This is a genomic window from Falsirhodobacter deserti (assembly GCF_004015795.1).
Classification (GTDB): Bacteria; Pseudomonadota; Alphaproteobacteria; order Rhodobacterales; family Rhodobacteraceae; genus Falsirhodobacter; species Falsirhodobacter deserti.
This window is the reverse complement of sequence record NZ_ML137218.1, coordinates 655,628-673,485: the sequence shown is the minus strand read 5'-3', so window position 1 is coordinate 673,485 and position 17,858 is coordinate 655,628. Positions and strand designations below refer to the sequence as shown.

At 64.6% G+C, this 17,858-nt stretch carries 19 protein-coding genes; 6 read left to right on the top strand and 13 right to left on the bottom strand.

Features of this window, described 5'->3' with window-relative positions; translation table 11 throughout:
* The first annotated feature begins 121 nt into the window (after positions 1–121).
* Positions 122–823: a GntR family transcriptional regulator gene (locus tag JX25_RS03425; protein ID WP_128253695.1), complete on the top strand. Its 702-nt coding sequence runs from the start codon at positions 122–124 to the stop codon at positions 821–823.
* Here JX25_RS03425 and JX25_RS03420 read toward each other — a convergent pair.
* The 5 genes from JX25_RS03420 to JX25_RS03400 all read right to left on the bottom strand — a co-directional run bounded on the left by JX25_RS03420 (position 820) and on the right by JX25_RS03400 (position 6,310).
* On the bottom strand, positions 820–1,758 hold the full coding sequence (locus JX25_RS03420; RefSeq protein WP_128253694.1) for a 2-hydroxyacid dehydrogenase: 939 nt from the start codon (positions 1,756–1,758) through the stop codon (positions 820–822). The two genes, JX25_RS03425 and JX25_RS03420, sit on opposite strands and share 4 nt — an antisense overlap.
* A complete protein-coding gene (locus tag JX25_RS03415; protein ID WP_128253693.1) occupies positions 1,755–3,386 on the bottom strand; it encodes an ABC transporter ATP-binding protein in 1,632 nt (543 codons plus the stop codon). Before JX25_RS03415 ends, JX25_RS03420 begins: the two co-directional genes overlap by 4 nt.
* The gene (locus JX25_RS03410) at positions 3,379–4,302 is read right to left on the bottom strand and encodes an ABC transporter permease (RefSeq protein ID WP_241557840.1); all 924 of its coding nucleotides are present in this window, start codon (positions 4,300–4,302) and stop codon (positions 3,379–3,381) included. Before JX25_RS03410 ends, JX25_RS03415 begins: the two co-directional genes overlap by 8 nt.
* A 3-nt stretch (positions 4,303–4,305) precedes the next feature.
* Positions 4,306–5,220 (bottom strand): ABC transporter permease, encoded by a 915-nt coding sequence (locus JX25_RS03405; protein ID WP_128253691.1) that lies wholly within the window; start codon positions 5,218–5,220, stop codon positions 4,306–4,308.
* A 130-nt stretch (positions 5,221–5,350) separates the two neighbouring features.
* The gene (locus JX25_RS03400) at positions 5,351–6,310 is read right to left on the bottom strand and encodes a bile acid:sodium symporter family protein (protein ID WP_128253690.1); all 960 of its coding nucleotides are present in this window, start codon (positions 6,308–6,310) and stop codon (positions 5,351–5,353) included.
* 75 nt (positions 6,311–6,385) lie between these two features.
* Here JX25_RS03400 and JX25_RS03395 point away from each other — a divergent pair, with 75 nt between their 5' ends.
* Complete coding sequence (locus JX25_RS03395) at positions 6,386–7,387, top strand: serine hydrolase domain-containing protein (protein ID WP_128255161.1); 1,002 nt, start codon at positions 6,386–6,388, stop codon at positions 7,385–7,387.
* Here JX25_RS03395 and JX25_RS03390 read toward each other — a convergent pair.
* From JX25_RS03390 to JX25_RS03370, 5 genes are read right to left on the bottom strand one after another with little or no spacing between them, the layout of a single operon-like run.
* On the bottom strand, positions 7,384–7,926 hold the full coding sequence (locus JX25_RS03390; RefSeq protein ID WP_128253689.1) for a nucleotidyltransferase family protein: 543 nt from the start codon (positions 7,924–7,926) through the stop codon (positions 7,384–7,386). The two genes, JX25_RS03395 and JX25_RS03390, sit on opposite strands and share 4 nt — an antisense overlap.
* Entirely contained in the window at positions 7,923–8,789 is an 867-nt protein-coding gene (locus tag JX25_RS03385; RefSeq protein WP_164876039.1) for an XdhC family protein, read from the bottom strand. The genes JX25_RS03390 and JX25_RS03385 overlap by 4 nt, the downstream gene beginning before the upstream one ends.
* Positions 8,767–10,959: an aldehyde oxidoreductase molybdenum-binding subunit PaoC gene (paoC, locus tag JX25_RS03380; RefSeq protein ID WP_128253687.1), complete on the bottom strand. Its 2,193-nt coding sequence runs from the start codon at positions 10,957–10,959 to the stop codon at positions 8,767–8,769. The genes JX25_RS03385 and paoC overlap by 23 nt, the downstream gene beginning before the upstream one ends.
* 3 nt (positions 10,960–10,962) lie before the next feature.
* Complete coding sequence (locus JX25_RS03375; protein WP_128253686.1) at positions 10,963–11,913, bottom strand: FAD binding domain-containing protein; 951 nt, start codon at positions 11,911–11,913, stop codon at positions 10,963–10,965.
* On the bottom strand, positions 11,910–12,449 hold the full coding sequence (locus JX25_RS03370) for a 2Fe-2S iron-sulfur cluster-binding protein (protein WP_128253685.1): 540 nt from the start codon (positions 12,447–12,449) through the stop codon (positions 11,910–11,912). Before JX25_RS03370 ends, JX25_RS03375 begins: the two co-directional genes overlap by 4 nt.
* Before the next feature lie 252 nt (positions 12,450–12,701).
* On the opposite strand from JX25_RS03370, the gene JX25_RS03365 reads away from it, so the two are divergent.
* The 4 genes from JX25_RS03365 to JX25_RS03350 all read left to right on the top strand — a co-directional run bounded on the left by JX25_RS03365 (position 12,702) and on the right by JX25_RS03350 (position 15,657).
* Positions 12,702–13,085 (top strand): response regulator, encoded by a 384-nt coding sequence (locus JX25_RS03365; RefSeq protein ID WP_128253684.1) that lies wholly within the window; start codon positions 12,702–12,704, stop codon positions 13,083–13,085.
* A gap of 58 nt (positions 13,086–13,143) precedes the next feature.
* Positions 13,144–13,926 carry a 5'/3'-nucleotidase SurE gene (gene surE, locus JX25_RS03360; protein WP_128253683.1) on the top strand — a complete coding sequence of 261 codons (783 nt, stop codon included), beginning with the start codon at positions 13,144–13,146 and terminating at the stop codon, positions 13,924–13,926.
* A complete protein-coding gene (locus tag JX25_RS03355) occupies positions 13,923–14,576 on the top strand; it encodes a protein-L-isoaspartate(D-aspartate) O-methyltransferase (RefSeq protein ID WP_128253682.1) in 654 nt (217 codons plus the stop codon). Before surE ends, JX25_RS03355 begins: the two co-directional genes overlap by 4 nt.
* Before the next feature lie 82 nt (positions 14,577–14,658).
* Entirely contained in the window at positions 14,659–15,657 is a 999-nt protein-coding gene (locus JX25_RS03350) for a M23 family metallopeptidase (protein ID WP_241557839.1), read from the top strand.
* Here JX25_RS03350 and JX25_RS03345 read toward each other — a convergent pair.
* From JX25_RS03345 to tatB, 3 genes are read right to left on the bottom strand one after another with little or no spacing between them, the layout of a single operon-like run.
* Positions 15,651–16,490, bottom strand: coding sequence for an ATP-binding protein (locus tag JX25_RS03345; RefSeq protein WP_128253680.1), 840 nt, complete (start codon positions 16,488–16,490; stop codon positions 15,651–15,653). The genes JX25_RS03350 and JX25_RS03345 overlap by 7 nt on opposite strands.
* Positions 16,487–17,347 (bottom strand): twin-arginine translocase subunit TatC, encoded by an 861-nt coding sequence (gene tatC / locus JX25_RS03340; protein ID WP_128253679.1) that lies wholly within the window; start codon positions 17,345–17,347, stop codon positions 16,487–16,489. Before tatC ends, JX25_RS03345 begins: the two co-directional genes overlap by 4 nt.
* Positions 17,344–17,856: a Sec-independent protein translocase protein TatB gene (gene tatB, locus JX25_RS03335; RefSeq protein ID WP_128253678.1), complete on the bottom strand. Its 513-nt coding sequence runs from the start codon at positions 17,854–17,856 to the stop codon at positions 17,344–17,346. The genes tatC and tatB overlap by 4 nt, the downstream gene beginning before the upstream one ends.
* Between the last annotated feature and the right edge of the window lie 2 nt (positions 17,857–17,858).

Below are 17,858 nucleotides of genomic sequence, written 5' to 3'. Positions count from 1 at the left end.
CGCTGGCGCCTCCTCGCGCTTGCGTCCTCCAACTGATATATTAGTGTGGTAGACCTATCAAGAAAGAAGTTTGCTTGTCTGTCGGTTCATGTCGCAATAGATCGCCTGCATAGGAGGCAGAATGCCCAATCCAACCTTGTCAGGACTTGCCATTCACGACGCGCCGACGGGCAACACCGTCCAGCGCATCTATGACAGTTTGCGCCAACGGATCATCACGTTGGAGCTGCCGCCCGGTTCAACCCTGTCGCGGACCGAGCTGACGGACGAATACGGCGTCAGCCAGACCCCGCTGCGCGAGGCGCTGCAGAAGCTGGCGCAGGACGGGCTCGTGATGATTCGTCCGCAGTCGCGCACGATCGTCAGCCGGATCGACACGGAACAGCTGCGCGAAGCGCAGTTCCTGCGACTGGCCCTTGAAACGGAGGTCAGCCGCCGTCTTGCCTCGTCCCGGCCCGAGGGGCTGGGATCGCGGCTTCAGTCCATCATCCGGATGCAGCAGGCGGTGGCGGATGATCCGTCCCAATACCGCATTTTTCAGGAACTGGACGAATTGTTCCACCAGACGCTGTTCATCGCCGTCGGTCAGCCGGAACTGAACCGGCTGGTGCGCGAACGGTCCGGCCACATGGAACGCGTCCGGCAGTTGCACCTGCCCGAAGCAGGCAAGATCGCCAAGATTCTTGAATGTCATGGGGCCATCGCCGATGCAATCGAGGCGGGCGATCCCGATGCCGCCATGTCGGCCGTCCGCAACCACCTGAGCCGCACCGTCACGCAGGTCGAGGCGCTTTGCAAGAAGCACCCCGACTATTTCACTTAAACCGCCTGCGTCAGCAGCGGCCTGCCGGCAAAGAAGGCCGCAAGATTGTCCACCGCAAGCTGGTGCATCGCGTCGCGCGTTTCGGTCGTACCGCTGGCATGGTGGGGATAAAGCACCACGTTCGGCAGCTTTGTCAGGCGCGGATCAGGGGTGGGTTCGTTCAGGAACACGTCCAGCCCGGCACTGGCGATGGTGCCGTTTTCCAGCGCGGCGATCAGCGCGTCTTCATCCACCACCGTCCCGCGGGAGATGTTGACGAAACTGCCCGTTTCCCCCAGCGCGGCCAGAACCTCGGCCGAGATCAGGTGGGACGTGCCCGCCCCACCCGAGGTGGCGGCGATCAGGATGTCCGACCACGCCGCAAGATCCTTGGGATTGTCGAAGAAGGCATAGGGCACGTCCTTCTTCGTTCGACCGGAATACCCGATCTGCAGCCCGAACGCCTCGCACCGCTTCGCGATCGCACTGCCGATATTGCCAAGGCCGACGATACCCAGCCTCTTTCCGGCAGTGGAGGTGGTCAGCGGGAACATCCCCATCTGCCCCCAATCGCCCGACCGGACATAGGCGTCCCCCTCCACCAGCTGGCGGCGGGCGGCAAGCATCAAAAGCACTGCCATGTCGGCCACATCGTCCACCAGCGCGTTTGATGTGTTGGTCAGCTTGATGCCGCGTTCCTTCAGCGCCTCGACATCGATCGTTTCGAAACCGGCAGACGTCACGGCAACCAGTTCAAGGTTGGGCATCTGGTCAAGAAAAGCCCGGTCCAGATCGAAATGGCCGTTGCATAACATGGCGCGGCAGCGCGGGCCCGCCTCGGCCAGCGTCGCCTCCTTGTCGGCTGCGGTGTCGTAACGATGGCAGGTATAGGCCTCCTCCAGCTGCGCCATCTGGCGCACGCGGGGGGTGAAGGCCACCAGAAGGTCCGGCTTCATGCTGCAGCAGTCTCCATCTTGCGGCGCGCCTCGCGGCGGGCGGCCTGAACCTCGGGATCGGGATCAAGGCTCGCCGCCAGAAGCGCGCGTGTGTAATCCTCACGCGGGGCTTCGAACACTTGGCGAACGGCCCCCTCCTCCACGATCTGGCCGGCTTTCATGACGATCACGCGATCGGCGAAATCACGCACCACCGGCAGGTCATGGGCAATGAAAAGATAGGATAGCCCGAATTCGCGGCGCAGCCCGTCCAGAAGTTCGATCACCTGCGCCTGAATGGAAACGTCCAGCGCCGAAACCGCCTCGTCGCAGATGATCAAGCTGGGTTCCATCGCCAGCGCGCGCGCAATGGCGATCCGCTGGCGCTGCCCGCCAGAGAACTGGTGCGGATAGCGTTGCGCCATTTCCGGATGCAGCCCGACCTTGGTCAGAAGCTCTGCCACCCGCGCGCGCCAATGGGGCTTGGGCAGGATCTGCGGATGTATGACCCACGCTTCAGAGATAAGCTGGAACACCGTCATGCGTGGATTAAGCGATTGCGTCGGGTCCTGGAACACCATCTGGATATCGCGGCGCAGGCTGAACAGCTCTTTGAGGTCCATCGAGACCAGATCGCGCCCGCGATACAGCGCCTTGCCTCCGTCAGGTTCCTCCAGCCGCAGAATGGCGCGGGCAAGCGTGGATTTTCCCGAACCGGACTCCCCGACCACGGCGACCGTTTCGCCCTGCATGATGTTGAAGCTGACGCCCTTCAATGCCTGGAACGCGCCATAGTTCTTCCGAAGCATCTGGACGCTCAGAAGTGGCTCTCCGTCGCGGTCCATCTCCTCGGGCATCTGGCCCTTGCCGGGGGCCGCGCCGATCAGCTTCTTGGTATAGGGGTGCTGGGGATTGCGATACACTTCTGCGGCGTCGCCCGTTTCGACAATCCGGCCGCCATTCATCACCACAACACGGTCCGCAATTTCGGCCACGACGCCAAGATCGTGCGTGATCAGCAGGATGCCCATGCCTGTTTCGCGCTGAAGTTCCTGCATCAGGGAAAGAACCTCGGCCTGAACGGTCACGTCCAGCGCGGTCGTCGGTTCGTCCGCGATCAGGATGTCGGGCTTCATCGCCACCGCCATCGCGATCATCAACCGCTGGCGCTGCCCGCCCGAGAACTGGTGCGGATACTTGTCCAGCGCCGCTTCCGGTTCGGGCATGCCGACGCGTTCCAGCAAGGCCAGCGCATGGGCGCGGGCCTTTTCGCGGGCGGTGCCATGCACGCACATGATCTCGGCGATCTGCCAGCCGACGGTATAAACCGGGTTCAGGTGGGCCAGCGGGTCCTGGAACACCATGGCGATGCGCTTGCCGTTGATGCGGCGGCGCTCTTCGTCGGTCATCTTCAGAAGGTCGCGGCCGTCCAGCAGGATGCGGCCCTGGCTGATCCGGCCCGGCGGCATGTCGATCAGGTTCATGACGGCGCTGGCCGAAACCGATTTGCCCGATCCGCTTTCACCAAGGATGGCGAGTGTTTCCCCCCGGTCCAGATGCCACGAGACATCCTGAACCGCCTTCACCGTGCCCTGCGCCGTGTGGAATTCCACCGACAGGTTCTGCACTTCCAGCAGATGATCAGCCATTCTTGCGTCCTCCCATTTCCAGCCGCCAGCGTTGCGCGGGGTCAAGCGCGATGCGCAGCCAGTGGGAGATCAGGTTCAGCGACAGCGTCGTCAGGATGATGGCCAGACCCGGCCAGAACGACAGCCACCACGCATTCGTCAGATAGGCCCGTCCCTGCGCCACCATCAGCCCCCACGTCACCTCGGGGGCCTGGATGCCGATGCCAAGGAAGGAAAGCGAGCTTTCGGCCAGCATCACGAAGGCGAAATCCAGCGTCGCGATCGTGACCAGCGTGGGCAGGACGACCGGCAGGATGTGGCGGAAGATGATGCGGCCCGTGGATGCGCCCATGACCTTGGCGGCCTGCACGAACATCCGCTCGCGGATTTCCAGCACCTCGGCGCGGGCGGTCCGCAGATAAACGGGGATGCGGGTGATCGCCAGCACGATGATGATGTTGGAAACGCTAGGCTCCAGCATGTAAAGCACGATCACCGCCAGCAGCAGCGACGGGAAGGACATGATCACATCCGCAAGGCGCGGGATGATCTGCCCCAGCCGGCCGCGGGAATAACCCGCGATCATGCCCAGCGTGGTGCCGATGATCATCGAAAAGACCACGGCACCGGCAGCGACCATCATCGTGTTCTGCGCGGCGATGATCACGCGCGGCAGCAGCGGGCGGCCCAGCGAATCCGCGCCAAGGATCATCGCCCAGCCCAGATCAAGCTGGAACGGCGGCGCGTTGCGGCCGCGCAGGTTAAGCGAGCCTGCCGCATCGCTCATCAGCCAGGGGCCGAAGATCGCGCAGAAGATCACCACCAGCAGGAAAAGCATGGCCACGAAAGCGAACTTGTCGGCCCAAAGCAGGCTCAGGAACGTGCCGAAGGGGCGTTTGGGGCGCGGACTGGTTGTTGCGGTGTCACTCATCGCCATGGCTCAATACCTGATGCGCGGATCGAGGGCGGCATAAGCCAGATCGATCAGCAGGTTCATGATAAAGATCGCGAGGGCCGAGATCATGATGGCGGCCAGCACGACGGTGAAATCGCGTTGCAGGATGGAATCGATCATCAGCTTGCCGATGCCGGGAAAGCCGAAGATCGTTTCCACCACCACCGCGCCGTTCAGGATCGCCGCAGCCTGATCGCCGATCACGGTGATGACCGGCAGCAGCCCGTTGCGCAGCGCGTGCACGAAGATGATGGGACGCGGGCGCACACCCTTGGCCTTGGCCGTCTTCACATAGGGAGATGAGAGTGCCGTGATCATGGACCCGCGCACCACCTGCAGGATCAAACCGAACGGGCGTACGAACAGCACCGCAACCGGCAGGATCCAGTGCCAGATCGTGCCTGTGCCCGATGTGGGCAACCAGCCAAGGTTCACCGCGAAGATCACGATGGCGACGATTGCGATCCAGAAATCGGGTGCCGATGCCCCGATCAGCGAAAAGAAGGTGGCGATGCGGTCGAAGATCCCGCCGACGCGGAAGGCGGCAAGCGAACCGATCACGACGGCGGCGATGGTCACAATCGTCATGGTCACGATCGCAAGGCTCAGCGTCCAGCTGAAGCCTTCCAACACCACGTCGATCGCAGGCCGCGCCTCGCGGATGGACTGGCCGAAATCAAGGTGCAGAAGATCCCAGACATAGTTGCCGAACTGCACAAGCAACGGATCGTTGAAGCCGTTCAGCTCGCGGAACTGTTCCCGCGCTTCAAGGCTGGCATCCAGCGGCAGGTAAAGATCCGTTGGATCGCCTGTCAGTCGCGAAAGAAAAAATACAAGGACAACGAGCCCTACCAGCGACAGACCGCTGGCAAAAGCGCGCTTCCCAAGGAAGTTCTTCATGGGGGACCCCTCCTCCGCTTTGGGTCGTGCTGACGCGGGACAGGCCTCCACTCCCGAATCGCGCCATGCTGATATATTAGTATTTACCTGTTCACGTGAAAGTCTACCGGCAGAGCAAAAGAAACAAGGCTCATCGCGATGACGCCCGTTGGGCGATCAATGCACAAACGAAAAGCTGTGTCAGGTGGAACATCATCACCGGCAGGATCGTCACGCCGATGATGTCGGCCGGGAACAGGGCTGCCGCGATGGGCAGGCCGCTGGCCAAGCTTTTGGTTGATCCGCAAAAGAACAGGGCGGAACGGTCAGCAGGCGCAAGCCGTGCGGCGCGGCCGATCAGCACCGTCATGCCCATCCCCATGGCCAGAAAAACAGAGATCACGCCGAACAGGAGAACCAGCGTCACCGGCGGGATCAGCGTCCAGATGCCGGCAACGGTGCCTGCGCTGAAGGCGGAATAAACGATCAGCAGGATCGCCCCGCGATCGACCATGGTCGTCATCCGTTTGCGCGCGCGCACGAAATTGCCCAGCCAGGGGCGCAGCAGCTGCCCGATCACGAAGGGCAGCAGGATCTGCATCGCGATCTTCAGCACGGCCCCGCCTGTCACCACGCCGGCCCCCTGATGCAGCACCAGCGCCGCCAGCAGTGGCGTCAGCACCACCCCGATCAGGTTGGAAAGAGAGGCCGAGCAGATTGCCCCCGACACGTTGCCCCCCGCCATCCCCGTAAAGGCGATGGAGGAGTTGATGGTGGATGGCAGCACTGAAAGAAACAGCAGCCCCGTCACCAGCTCATTGCCCAGAACGGGGCGCAGCACGAAGGCAAGGATCAGGCCCAGAACCGGAAACAGCATGAAGGTTGTCGCAAAGCTCGTGCCCTGAAGGCGCCAGTTGGTCAGACCGGCCCAAACCTCTGCCGCGTTCATCCGGACCCCGTAAAGGAAGAACAAAAGCGCGACTGCCGCAAAGGTGACGCCGCCCATGATATCCGCAGCACCCCCGGAAACCGGCAGGATCGCGCCCAGCACGACGGTTGCGACAAGAAGCAGCATGTAGGTGTCGATGCCGAACCGCTGTAGAAAGGCCATATCCGCTCCTGATCGGGTATCGCATCCGGCATAGCGGTCCGGCCGCCGCCTGTATACCCCGGGGACATGAAGGAGTTGCCGATGCACCGCCGCATCGCCCTTGCCGCACTGGCCGGCTTTTGCGCCATTCCCGCAGCCGGCGGCGCGCAGGACGCGCACGCCGCCACGCGCGCTGCCGCAGGATCGCTGGACCAGCTGCACAGCCTGATCGTTGCCCGCCGCGGGCAGGTTCTGCTGGAGGAGACATTTCGCGGCCCCGCCACCGACGTGCCGGTGAACGTGAAATCCGTTTCGAAGACGATGGTCGCGCTGGCAGCGGGCGCTGCGATCGACCGGAACCTGATGACGCTGGACACCACGCTGGAGGAGGCGATCCCGAACCTGATTCCACGCGATGCCGATCCCCGCGCCGCCCGCCTGACGGTGGAAAACCTTGTGACGATGCGGGCGGGGCTTGCCCGAACCTCGGGGGCGAATTACGGCGCATGGGTGTCCAGCCGCGACTGGATCGCCTATGCCCTTTCCCGTCCGTTCGTGGCGGAACCGGGCAGAAGGATGCTTTATTCCACCGGCTCGTTCCACATCCTTGGTGCCGTGATTGCGGCACGGGCGGATGCCAGCCTTCTGGCGGTGATGCGGGACTGGATCGGGGCGCCTTTGGATGTGCAGGTCCCTGCATGGACGCGCGATCCGCAGGGGCTGTACCTTGGCGGGAACGAAATGGCGCTGTCACCCCGCGCCATGCTGCGCGTGGCAGAGATGGCGCGGCAGGATGGCATGCTGAAGGGCACGCGCGTTCTGTCGGCCGGGTGGATGCGGCAATCGTTCACCCCGCGCACCCGATCTCCGTTCTCGGGGCTGGATTACGGCTATGGGTGGTTTCTGGGGCGGCTGGCGGGCACGCCGATGGCCATGGCACGCGGGTATGGCGGGCAGATCATCGCAGTCTTCCCCGAAGACGAGGCGAGCGTGATCATCACCTCCGATCCCACGCGCCCCGCACGAAGCGAGGGCTATTTCGGCGACCTGATGCGCCTGATGGAAGATCGCATCCTGCCCGACCTGCGCCGCGCCTAGGGCAGATCGGCAGGCAGGTCGATGTCCCGAAGCGAAGCCGCAGGCAGCCGGTGGCACGAGGCAGGCCCCAGCCCCCGCAATATCCGCCCCGCCCCCTGATCCCCGCCCAGCGCCAGAAGCTGCGGCCACCACGCCTTGGGGAAAAGCGCGGGCGGCTGCGGAACGCCCCCCTGCACGGCACAATGCGGAATGGCCGGATCGGCGGCCAGAAGAACGGCTAGATCATCCGCCGTCACGAAGGGCATATCGCCCAGCATTACCAGAAGATGCGTCGCTTCCGCAGGCACCGACAGCACCGCAGCCCGAAGGCTGGCCGACTGCCCCTGCCCCGGCAGAATGCACAGGATGCCCACGCCTTCCGCGGCCAGAACCTGAGCAACGGGATCGGATGATGTCACGGCAATGCGCAAAGGCAGCCCTGCCATCGCCCGTGCGGCATGGGCAACAAGGGGGCTGCCCTTCAGGGGGGCCAGCAGCTTGTCCGCCGCCCCGAAACGCCGCGAGGCGCCGGCGGCCAGCAGAACGCCCGCCACCCTCATAACCGGGCCTTTGCCAGAACATCGGCCAGCACCGCCACCGCCAGCGTGCGCGGATCACGGGCCGAGGGGATCAGCCCGAAGGGATCGGCCAGCCGATCGATGCGTTCCGCCGACACCCCGGCCCCCTCCAGCGCGGCGCGGCGGGCCATGCGGGCGCGGAAGCTGCCCTGCGCCCCGACATACAGCGCGGGCGAGGCAAGGGCATGTGCCAGCAAGGGCGGCTCCCACTCATGATCGTGAAAGAACAGGGTCACCGCAGTGCGCGCATCGATCGCCACCTTTTCGGGCCAGCGCGGCGACAGCAGCGGCACGGCGGGCACGCCGGAAGGGACATCCATTGCTTCGGGCGTAAACAGCTCGGCGCGGAACCCGGCAAGGTTCACCAGATCGGCGAAAGTGGCCGCCTCAGGCCCCTTGCCGAAGATCAGGAACCGCAACTCGGGCAGGATGTGCAGCGTCAGGCCCGGCAGGGACAGAACGGCCGTGTCCCGCGCTTCCAGCCTGTCTTGTGCGGCGGCCAGTGCGTCGCGGTCCGGATGCGGCAGGATCAGGATGTCCAGCCCGCCGCCACAAGGCAGCGCCAGATCAACGAAAGGGGAACCCGCGCCGTATCGCAGCCGCCGTTCCTGCCCGTCCTGCATCGCGCGAAGGGCATGAAGGGCCACATCCTCGTCGATGCAGCCAGATGAAAGGTTGCCAGCCCGCCGCCCCTTTGGCCCGATCGCCATGACAGCCCCCACTGGGCGATAGGACGTCCCCTCCACCCCCGTGATGACAGCCAGCGCGGTACCGGGCCGAAGAAGCGCCCGAAGGGGAACATCCCCCTCGGGCACCGTCGCCTCAGACAGGGGGCAGTCGGTCAATGAACTTGTCCAGCGTGATGGGAAAATCGCGGACGCGCACGCCGGTGGCGTTGTGGATGGCATTGGCCACCGCCGCCGCGACGCCGCTGATCCCCAACTCCCCCACGCCCTTGGCCTTCAGCGGGGTGGAGACAGGATCGTCGCCCGTCAGGAAGATCACCTCCTGCTGCGGGATGTCCAGATGCACGGGCACCTCGTATCCTGCCAGATCGTGGTTCACGAAGAAGCCGCGCTTGTCGTCCACGTCCAGCTTTTCCATCAGGGCCGAACCGACGCCCATCGTCATCCCGCCGATTACCTGGCTGCGTGCGGTAACGGGGTTCAGGATCCGCCCCGCGTCGCAGACCGAAAGCATGCGCTGCAGCCGGATTTCCCCGGTATAGGCGTTGACCCTTGTTTCCACGAAATGGGCGGCGAAGGTGGCCAGCTTGTATTCCTTGCTGCGGAAATCGCCGAACTCGATCTTGTCCTCGGCCACCATCTCCCCTTCCGAGGCAAAGCCCGACAGCGGCAGGCTGCGCGCGCCGTCGATCACCTGCCCGTCGCGGAAATCCAGCGTGTCGGGATCGGCCTGCATCCGTTCGGCGATCATCGCACGCAGCGCCACGCAGGCCGCATAAAGACCCGCGGTGGAGCTTGCGGCCCCGAACTGCCCGCCCGAACCCGAAGAAACGGGGAAGGACGAATTGCCCAGCCGCATCTCGATCCGGTCCATCGGCAGGCCCGTCATCTCGGCTGCGGTCTGGGCAAGGATGGTATAGCTGCCGGTGCCGATATCGGTCATATCGGTTTCAACGATCAGCCGGCCATTGGGCTGCAGGCGAACGCGCGCACCCGATGGCTGCGCCGGCGCGCCGCGATAGGCCCCCGACATGCCATGACCGATCAGCCAGTCGCCATCGCGCTGTGACATGGGCTTGGGGTTGGTCCAGCCGAACGTCTCGGCGCCGTGGCGAAGGCATTCCACGAAGCGGCGCTGCGAGAATTTCTGGGAAGGGTTCTCCGGCACCACCTGCGTGTCGTTCGCGATGCGGAACTCCACCGGGTCCATGCCCAGCTTTTCGGCCATCTCGTCCATGGCGACCTCAAGCGCCATCAGGCCCGCAGCCTCGCCCGGGGCGCGCATGGAGTTGGATTCGGGCAGCCGCACCTGCGCCAGCCGATTGACGATCAGGCGATGTTCCCCAGCATAGAAATAGCGCGTCTGGTTGGTCGCATCCTCGCCCGCGCCACCCGGCGGGGTGTTGGACACGCAGTCATGGAAGATCGCGGTGATCTTCCCCTCTTTCGTGGCGCCGATGCGGATATGCTGGATCGTTTCGGCACGGTGGGTGGTGTTGTTGATCACCATCGGGCGCGGCAGCGCAACCTTCACCGGACGGCCCGCCTTCTTCGCGCCCAGCGCCGCCAGAACAGCATCGGCGCGCAGGAACAGCTTGCCGCCGAAACCGCCGCCGATGAACGGGCTTTCCACATGCACGGCCTCAGGATCGAGGCTGAAGGTCGTGGCCAGCGCCTGCCGGTGCCAGTCGATCATCTGGCTGGAGGTCCAGACCCGCAGCCTGCCATCCGTCCAGTGTGCGATGCTGGCATGCGGCTCCATCATCACGTGGGTCTGGGGCGGCGTGACATAGGTGGCGTCCAGCTTCACCTCGGCCTGGCCGAAGGCGGTGTGGAAATCACCGACGTTGGTGTGGGTCTGGATGTCCTGATCCTCCACCATCTCGCGCTTTTCCGCGAGGTTGTAGATCTCGCTCGTGTCCTCGTCATAGGTCACGCGGATCATGTTGGCGGCGGCGCGGGCCTGTTCGAACGTTTCGGCCACGACCACGGCGATGGCCTGGTGATAATGGACAATCTCGGGCCCGCCGAACAGGCGCACGATGTTCCGGTCATCCTGCGGCAGCTTTTCCATCTGCAGCGTGGTGACAACGGTCACGACACCGGGCGCGGCCTCGGCCTCGCGGGTGTCCATCGCCAGAACATGCCCCCGCGCGATGCCCGCGCCAAGGGGATAACCATAAAGCTGCCCTTCCACCGCGTCATGGCGTTCATAGGCGTAGGCGGCGGTGCCGGTGGTCTTCAGCTTGCCGTCGATGCGGGTATGGGGCTGGCCCAGAACCGCCATGCGGTCCGAAGGATTTGTCGTTGCGGGACGGTCGAACTTCATGACTTACTCCTTCGCTTCGGCCAGAACCAGCGCAAGCGTCCGCTCGGCCAACGACAGTTTATAGGCGTTATCGCCCGTCGGATCGGCATCCGCCAGCGCGCGGGCGGTGACGGCGCGGGCACCGTTCGGCATCTCGGTCTCGGCCTCTTCCACGCGCCACGGCTTGTGGGCCAGCCCGCCAAAGGCGACGCGGCCGGTGCCGTCCGGCTGCACGATGGCCGCCACCGACACCAGCGCAAAGGCGTATGAAGCGCGATCGCGCACCTTGTGATAGATCTGCCGCCCGCCCACGGGCGCAGGCAGCGTGACGGCAGTGATGAACTCGCCCTGTTTCAGCACGGTTTCCACCTCGGGCGTATCACCCGGAAGGGTGTGGAAATCGGCCATCGGGATGCTGCGCGTCTTGCCCGCCGCGTCAACGGTTTCCACCACTGCATCCAGCACGCGCATCGCAACGGGCATATCGCCCGGGTGCGTGGCGATGCAGGCATCCGATCCGCCGATCACGGCAAGCTGGCGGCTGATCCCGTCCATCGCGCCGCAACCCGATCCGGGGGCGCGCTTGTTGCACGGCATGTTGGTGTCATAGAAATACGGGCAGCGCGTGCGCTGCAGAAGGTTTCCCGACGTCGTGGCCTTGTTGCGCAGCTGCCCCGAGGCGCCGGCCAGCAAGGCGCGGCTCAGCACCGGGTAATCGCGCCGCACCCGCACATCGGCGGCCAGATCGGTGTTGCGGACCATCGCACCGATGCGCAGCCCGCCCTCTGCCGTCGGCTCGATCTTGTCAAGGCCGGTGGCGTTCACGTCGATCAGATGCGTCGGGGCCTCGATCTCCAGCTTCATCAGGTCCAGCAGGTTGGTCCCGCCGGCGATGAACTTGGCACCGGGATTGGCGGCAGCGGCGGCCGCAGCGGCGGCAGCGGTGGACACGCGTTCATAGGTGAAGGGCTTCATGCGCGTTCCTCCACCTCGCGGATGGCGGCAAGGATGTTGGCATAAGCGCCGCAGCGGCAGCTGTTCCCGCTCATCCTTTCGCGCAGTTCGTCATCCGAGAATGAGACATGCTCCAGATCGCGGGTCACATGGCTGGGGATGCCCTGACGGATCTCCTCCAGCACGGCCTTGGCCGAACAGATCTGGCCGGGCGTGCAATACCCGCACTGGAACCCGTCATGGCTGACAAACGCTTCCTGCATCGGGTCCAGCGCGTCGGGGGTGCCGATGCCTTCGATCGTCGTCACCTCGTCCCCGTCATGCATCACGGCCAGCGACAGGCAGGAGTTGATGCGTCGCCCGTTCACCATGACAGTGCAGGCCCCGCACTGGCCGTGATCGCAGCCCTTCTTCGATCCGGTCAGCTGCAGATGCTCGCGCAGGGCGTCAAGCAGCGTCACGCGCGGGTCCAGCACCAGGTCGGCGGGTTGCCCGTTGACGGTCAGGCGGACGGAGGTGCCGGTCGGCACGGGATGGGGTCGGGGAGCGGCAGTCATGGCTGGCCTCCTGTTCGGGCGGACTGTGCCGCCGGGATTGGCTTGCGAAACTATGCGTGACCTAGTGCCGCAGCGGCCGCGTGACAGCGCGAAATTTCATCTGCCGCACCGGAACAACAAGCCGTTGGGGGGCGTTGACGGCGCAATCAGGAACCCTGCCCGATCATTGCAACGAGGCGGGGCGTTCGGGGGAAGAAAAAGTGGCCCTGCCCCAAGGCAGATGCGCCGCGTGAAGTGGGAAGGATCAGGCAAATGACGGTTCATGCTGCGGCTTCAGCCGGAGCTTCGCGCGTTCTCGTGGTTGAGGACGAGCTGCTTGTCGCCATGCTGATCGAGGATTACCTGAGCGATCTGGGATATCACGTCATCGGCCCCGCGATGAAGCTGGACCGCGCGATGGATCTGGCCGGAATGGCCGATCTGGACTTCGCGGTGCTGGACATCAACCTTGGCCAGAAGCTGTCCTTCCCGGTGGCCGACATCCTGCGCAGCAGGAACATTCCCTTCATCTTCGCCACGGGCGGGATGCGCGACACCCCTGCGGAACATTATCCCGACGCGATCGTGCTGCCCAAGCCGTTCAATCTTGCCGACTTGGAACGTGCCCTTGGCACCGCACAACTGCATCTGGTCTGACCGGCGGCTTGTCGCCAAGGGATCGCTCGTCTAAGCATGGGGGCCAAAGGAGAACTCCATGCGCATCCTCATCACGAACGACGACGGCATCAATGCAGCCGGACTTGCCGTCCTGACCGAGATTGCCAATGAGGTTGCCGGCCCGGAGGGAGAGGTCTGGACCGTGGCCCCCGCATTCGAACAATCGGGCGTGGGCCACGCCATCAGCTATACCCACCCCACCCTGTTCGCCAAGATGGACGAACGCCGCTTCGCCGCCGAAGGCAGCCCCGCCGATTGCGTGCTGGCCGCCATCTACGAGGTGTTCGGCGGCGACAAGCCCGATCTTGTCCTGTCCGGGGTAAACCGCGGCAACAATTCGGCCGAAAACGTTCTGTATTCGGGAACCGTGGGCGGGGCGATGGAAGGGGCGCTGCAGGGCATCCCCTCGATCGCGCTGTCGCAATACATGGGCCCCAGAACGCAGGAACTGGCCGATCCCTATGAAGCGGCCCGCACCCACGGCGCCGCCGTCGTGCGCCGCCTGCTGGATCGCGGGATCTGGGATGATGCGGCCTATCGCCTGTTCTACAATATCAACTTCCCGCCCTGCGCGGGGGCCGATGTAAAGGGAACGCGGGTGGCCCCGCAAGGCTTCCGCCCCGGCAGCGCCTTTTCGGTGGAACCGCATGTCTCGCCTTCGGGGAAATACTTCCTGTGGGCGCGGGGCAGCGCGCAAGGTCCGGCCGAAGAGGGCAGCGATGCCACGCTGAACCTTGAGGGATACGTCACCGTCACGCCGCTGCGCTGCGACCTGACCGCACATGACCGGCTGAAGGAGCTGGAGGCCGCCCTCGCATGACAGAGGACGGCGATACCATTGCCGAACGCAAGATGCGGTTCCTTTACGCCCTGCGGTCGCGCGGGATCACCGATGGCCGCGTGCTGACGGCGATGGAACGGGTGGACCGGGGTGCGTTCGTGAAAGGCCTTTTTGCCGAACGCGCGTACGAGGATACGCCGCTGCCCATCGCCTGCGGCCAGACGATCAGCCAGCCTTCGGTGGTCGCGCTGATGACGCAGGCGCTGTCGATCCAGCCGCGCGACCGCGTGCTGGAGGTGGGCACCGGATCAGGGTATCAGGCGGCGGTTCTGGCGCAGCTTGCACGGCGGGTCTACACCATTGACCGGCATCGCCGCCTTGTCCGCGAGGCGGAGGACATCTTCCGCCTGCTGGACCTTTCCAACATCACCGCCTTTACCGGCGATGGCAGCCACGGCCTGCCCGATCAGGCCCCCTTCGACCGCATCCTCGTGACGGCGGCGGCGGAAGATCCGCCGGGCCCGCTGATGGCGCAGTTGAAGGTGGGGGGGGTCATGGTGGTGCCCGTCGGGCAGACGGATACCGTGCAAACGCTGATCAAGGTCGTACGGACCGATGACGGGTTCGAATATGAAGAACTCCGCTCGGTGCGTTTCGTGCCCCTCGTCGAGGGAATGGCTTCGGAATAGGTAAGGGATGAGGTTGGCGATGAACATGCGCGGGGCTTTCGTACTGTCTGGGACAGTTCTGCTGGCAGCTTGCAACGGTCCCATGGACTGGGACATGCGGTCGGGGCTGAACACCGGATCTGCTGCGGTGAACGTGACGGATGCGCGGCCGCAGCCCGATGCGCGCGGCGTCATCACCTATCCCACCTATCAGGTGGCGGTGGCGCAGCGGGGCGACACGGTGGCTTCGCTGGCCAGCCGCATCGGCGCCGATGCAGGGCAGATCGCCCAGTACAACGCCATCCCGCCCGATGCGGTGCTGCGGGGCGGCGAAGTGATCGCCCTGCCCCAGCGCCTGGATACGCCGCAGCCGGCAGCGCCCGTTTCCACCGGCATCCAGACCGGCACGATCGACGTGACGCCGCTGGCATCCAGCGCGATCGAAAGCGCGCCTGCGGCCACGCCCGCATCGCAATCCACCAGTTCCGAACAGCCCGCCCGCCACCGCGTCCAGCGGGGAGAGACGGCGTATTCCATCGCAAGAACCTACAACGTCTCGCCCAAGGCGCTGGCGGAATGGAACGGGCTGGATGCGAACCTGTCGCTGCGCGAAGGCCAGGTGCTGATGATCCCGGTCGGGGCAGCCAACCCCGCGCCCGCCGCAACGCCGGCCGCGCAACCGGCAAGCACCCAGCAGGCCCCTGCCGCACAAACCGAACAAGCGGCGCCCGCACCGCAAGCCCCCACTTCATCGGCGCGTTTTGCGATGCCCGCTGCGGGCAGCGTCATTCGCCCGTATCAGAAGGGCAAGAACGAGGGGATCGACATCGGTGCCAGCGCAGGCAGCGCGGTTGTGGCGGCCGCAGACGGAACCGTCGCCGCCATCACCAAGGATACCGACCAGGTGCCGATCCTTGTGCTGCGCCACGCGGACAACACGCTGACCGTTTACGCCGGGATCGACAATGTGTCGATGCAGAAAGGGGCAAGCGTCACGCGCGGCCAGCAGATCGCCGCTGTTCGGGCCGGCAACCCGGCCTTCCTGCATTTCGAAGTGCGCAAGGGGTTCGAAAGCGTCGACCCGATGCCTTACCTTCAGTAAAGCGCAACGCCCTTCCGCGCGGCGAGGTCAGTGAAGAACTGCCACGCCACGCGGCCCGAGCGGGAGCCGCGCGTCGCCTGCCATTCGATCGCTTCGGCCCGAAGGGTGGCGTCGTCAATGGAAATGCCGTGGCGATCGCAGTATCCGCGGATCATCGCAAGGTAATCGTCCTGCGAGCAAGGGTGGAAGCCCAGCCACAACCCGAAGCGGTCCGACAGGGAAACCTTCTCCTCCACCGCCTCGGACGGGCTGATCGCGCTGGAGCGTTCGTTCTCGATCATGTCGCGGGGCATAAGGTGGCGGCGGTTCGATGTGGCATAAAGCACCACATTGTCGGGCCGCCCCTCGATCCCGCCATCCAGAACCGCCTTCAGCGACTTGTAGTGCTGGTCATCATGGCTGAAGGACAGATCGTCCAGAAACAGCACGAACCTGTGCGAAGACGCACGCAGATGCGACAAAAGACGCTGAACGCTGGGCAGATCCTCACGCGCAAGCTCCACCAGTTTCAGCGGCAGCCCTTCGGCGCGGATCTGGCCGTGGATAGATTTCACGAGAGAGGATTTTCCCATCCCCCGCGCGCCCCACAGCAGCGCATTGTTGGCCGGAAGGCCCTTGGCGAAATGACGGGTGTTTTCAAGCAGCGTGTCACGCGCACGGTCCACCCCCACCAGAAGGCCGATGTCGATCCGCGCAACCCGCGCCACAGGTTCCAGCCTGTCGGGGCCGGTATGCCAGATGAACGCATCGGCGGCATCCAGATCGGGGGCGGCAGCGGGTACGGGTGCCAGACGCTCCAGCGCCTCGGCGATGCGGATCATCGTGTCAGTCATTTCTTCGCGCTGTCCCCAACCTCGTCATCCTCGAACCAAAGCCCCTCGGCCCGCAGTTCGGCCTCGCGCCGCTTTTCAATGCGACGGATCAGGAAGATCGAAACCTCGTAAAGCGGATAGATGGCGCAGAACAGGATCACCTGGCTCATCATGTCGGGCGGGGTGGCGAAGGCCGCCAGCAGCAGGATCGCCACAACCGCGTATTTGCGCACCGAGGCAAGCGCATCGGCCGAGATCAGCCCCGCTTTCCCCATCAGCGTGAGCAGCACGGGAAGCTGGAAGCACAGACCGAAGGCAAGGATGAACTTCATCGTCAGGCCAAGGTATTCCTGCGCCGAACCCTGGAACACAATTCCGGCATGCAGCGCCTGTTCGGCCACCTCGCTTGGGACAGGGGCCTGCTGCGCCTGCTGGAAGCTGAGGAAGAAGTCGAACGCCATCGGCAGCACGATGAAATAGCTAAACGACGCGCCCAGAAAGAACATCGCGGGGGATGCGGCCAGGAACGGCAGGAACGCAGACTTCTCGGACTTGTAGAGCCCGGGCGCCACGAACCGCCACAGCTGATACCCAATGATCGGGAAAGCCAGCAACAGGCCCCCGAAGAACGAGATGTTGACCGAGATGAAGAAGCCTTCCTGAAGCTTGATCATGATCAGGTCGCAATCCTGCCCCCGATCCGCCAGCGCATTGCAAACGGGATTGGACAGGAAGTTGAACACCTGCTGGGCGAACGGGAAAACCGCGCAAACCGCGATCACATAGGCGACAAGCGACCAGATGATGCGGCTGCGCAGTTCCTTGAGATGCTCGACCAGCGGGGCGCTGCTGTCCTCGATCGTGTCCTCGCGTGTCATTTGTCGTGCTTCTTGGGCAGGGGCTTGCGCGGGACGGGCTTGCGAACGGGCGAAGCGCTTTCGATCTTGCGGCGGCGGGGCGGTTCGGGACGCGGGCGCACCTGCGGCGCAGCCTCGCGCGGAGGTTTCAGCGACTCGGCAGCAGGCAGGGGCGCAGTGACGGCGGCGGCGGAATGGCTCACCTCTTCGTCATGCACGACCGAGGGCGGGGGCGTCTTGCGCGCGCCCTTCACCGGATCCCAGCTTTCGAACTTGGTGGCCGCGGATTTCACCGCATCCAGACCAAGCGCACGGGGCGACGCCGCCTTGCGCAGATCACTGGCAACATCGTGCACCCCGGTTTCCTTGGCCGCATCTTCCATCGCACTGGAAAATTCACGTGCCATGGAACGGGCCTTGGACGTGAACCGCCCGATCTGGCGGAACATTTCAGGCAGATCCTTCGGGCCGACCACGATCAACGCGATCGCCCCGATCAGGATAATCTCGCTCCATCCAAGGTCGAACATGG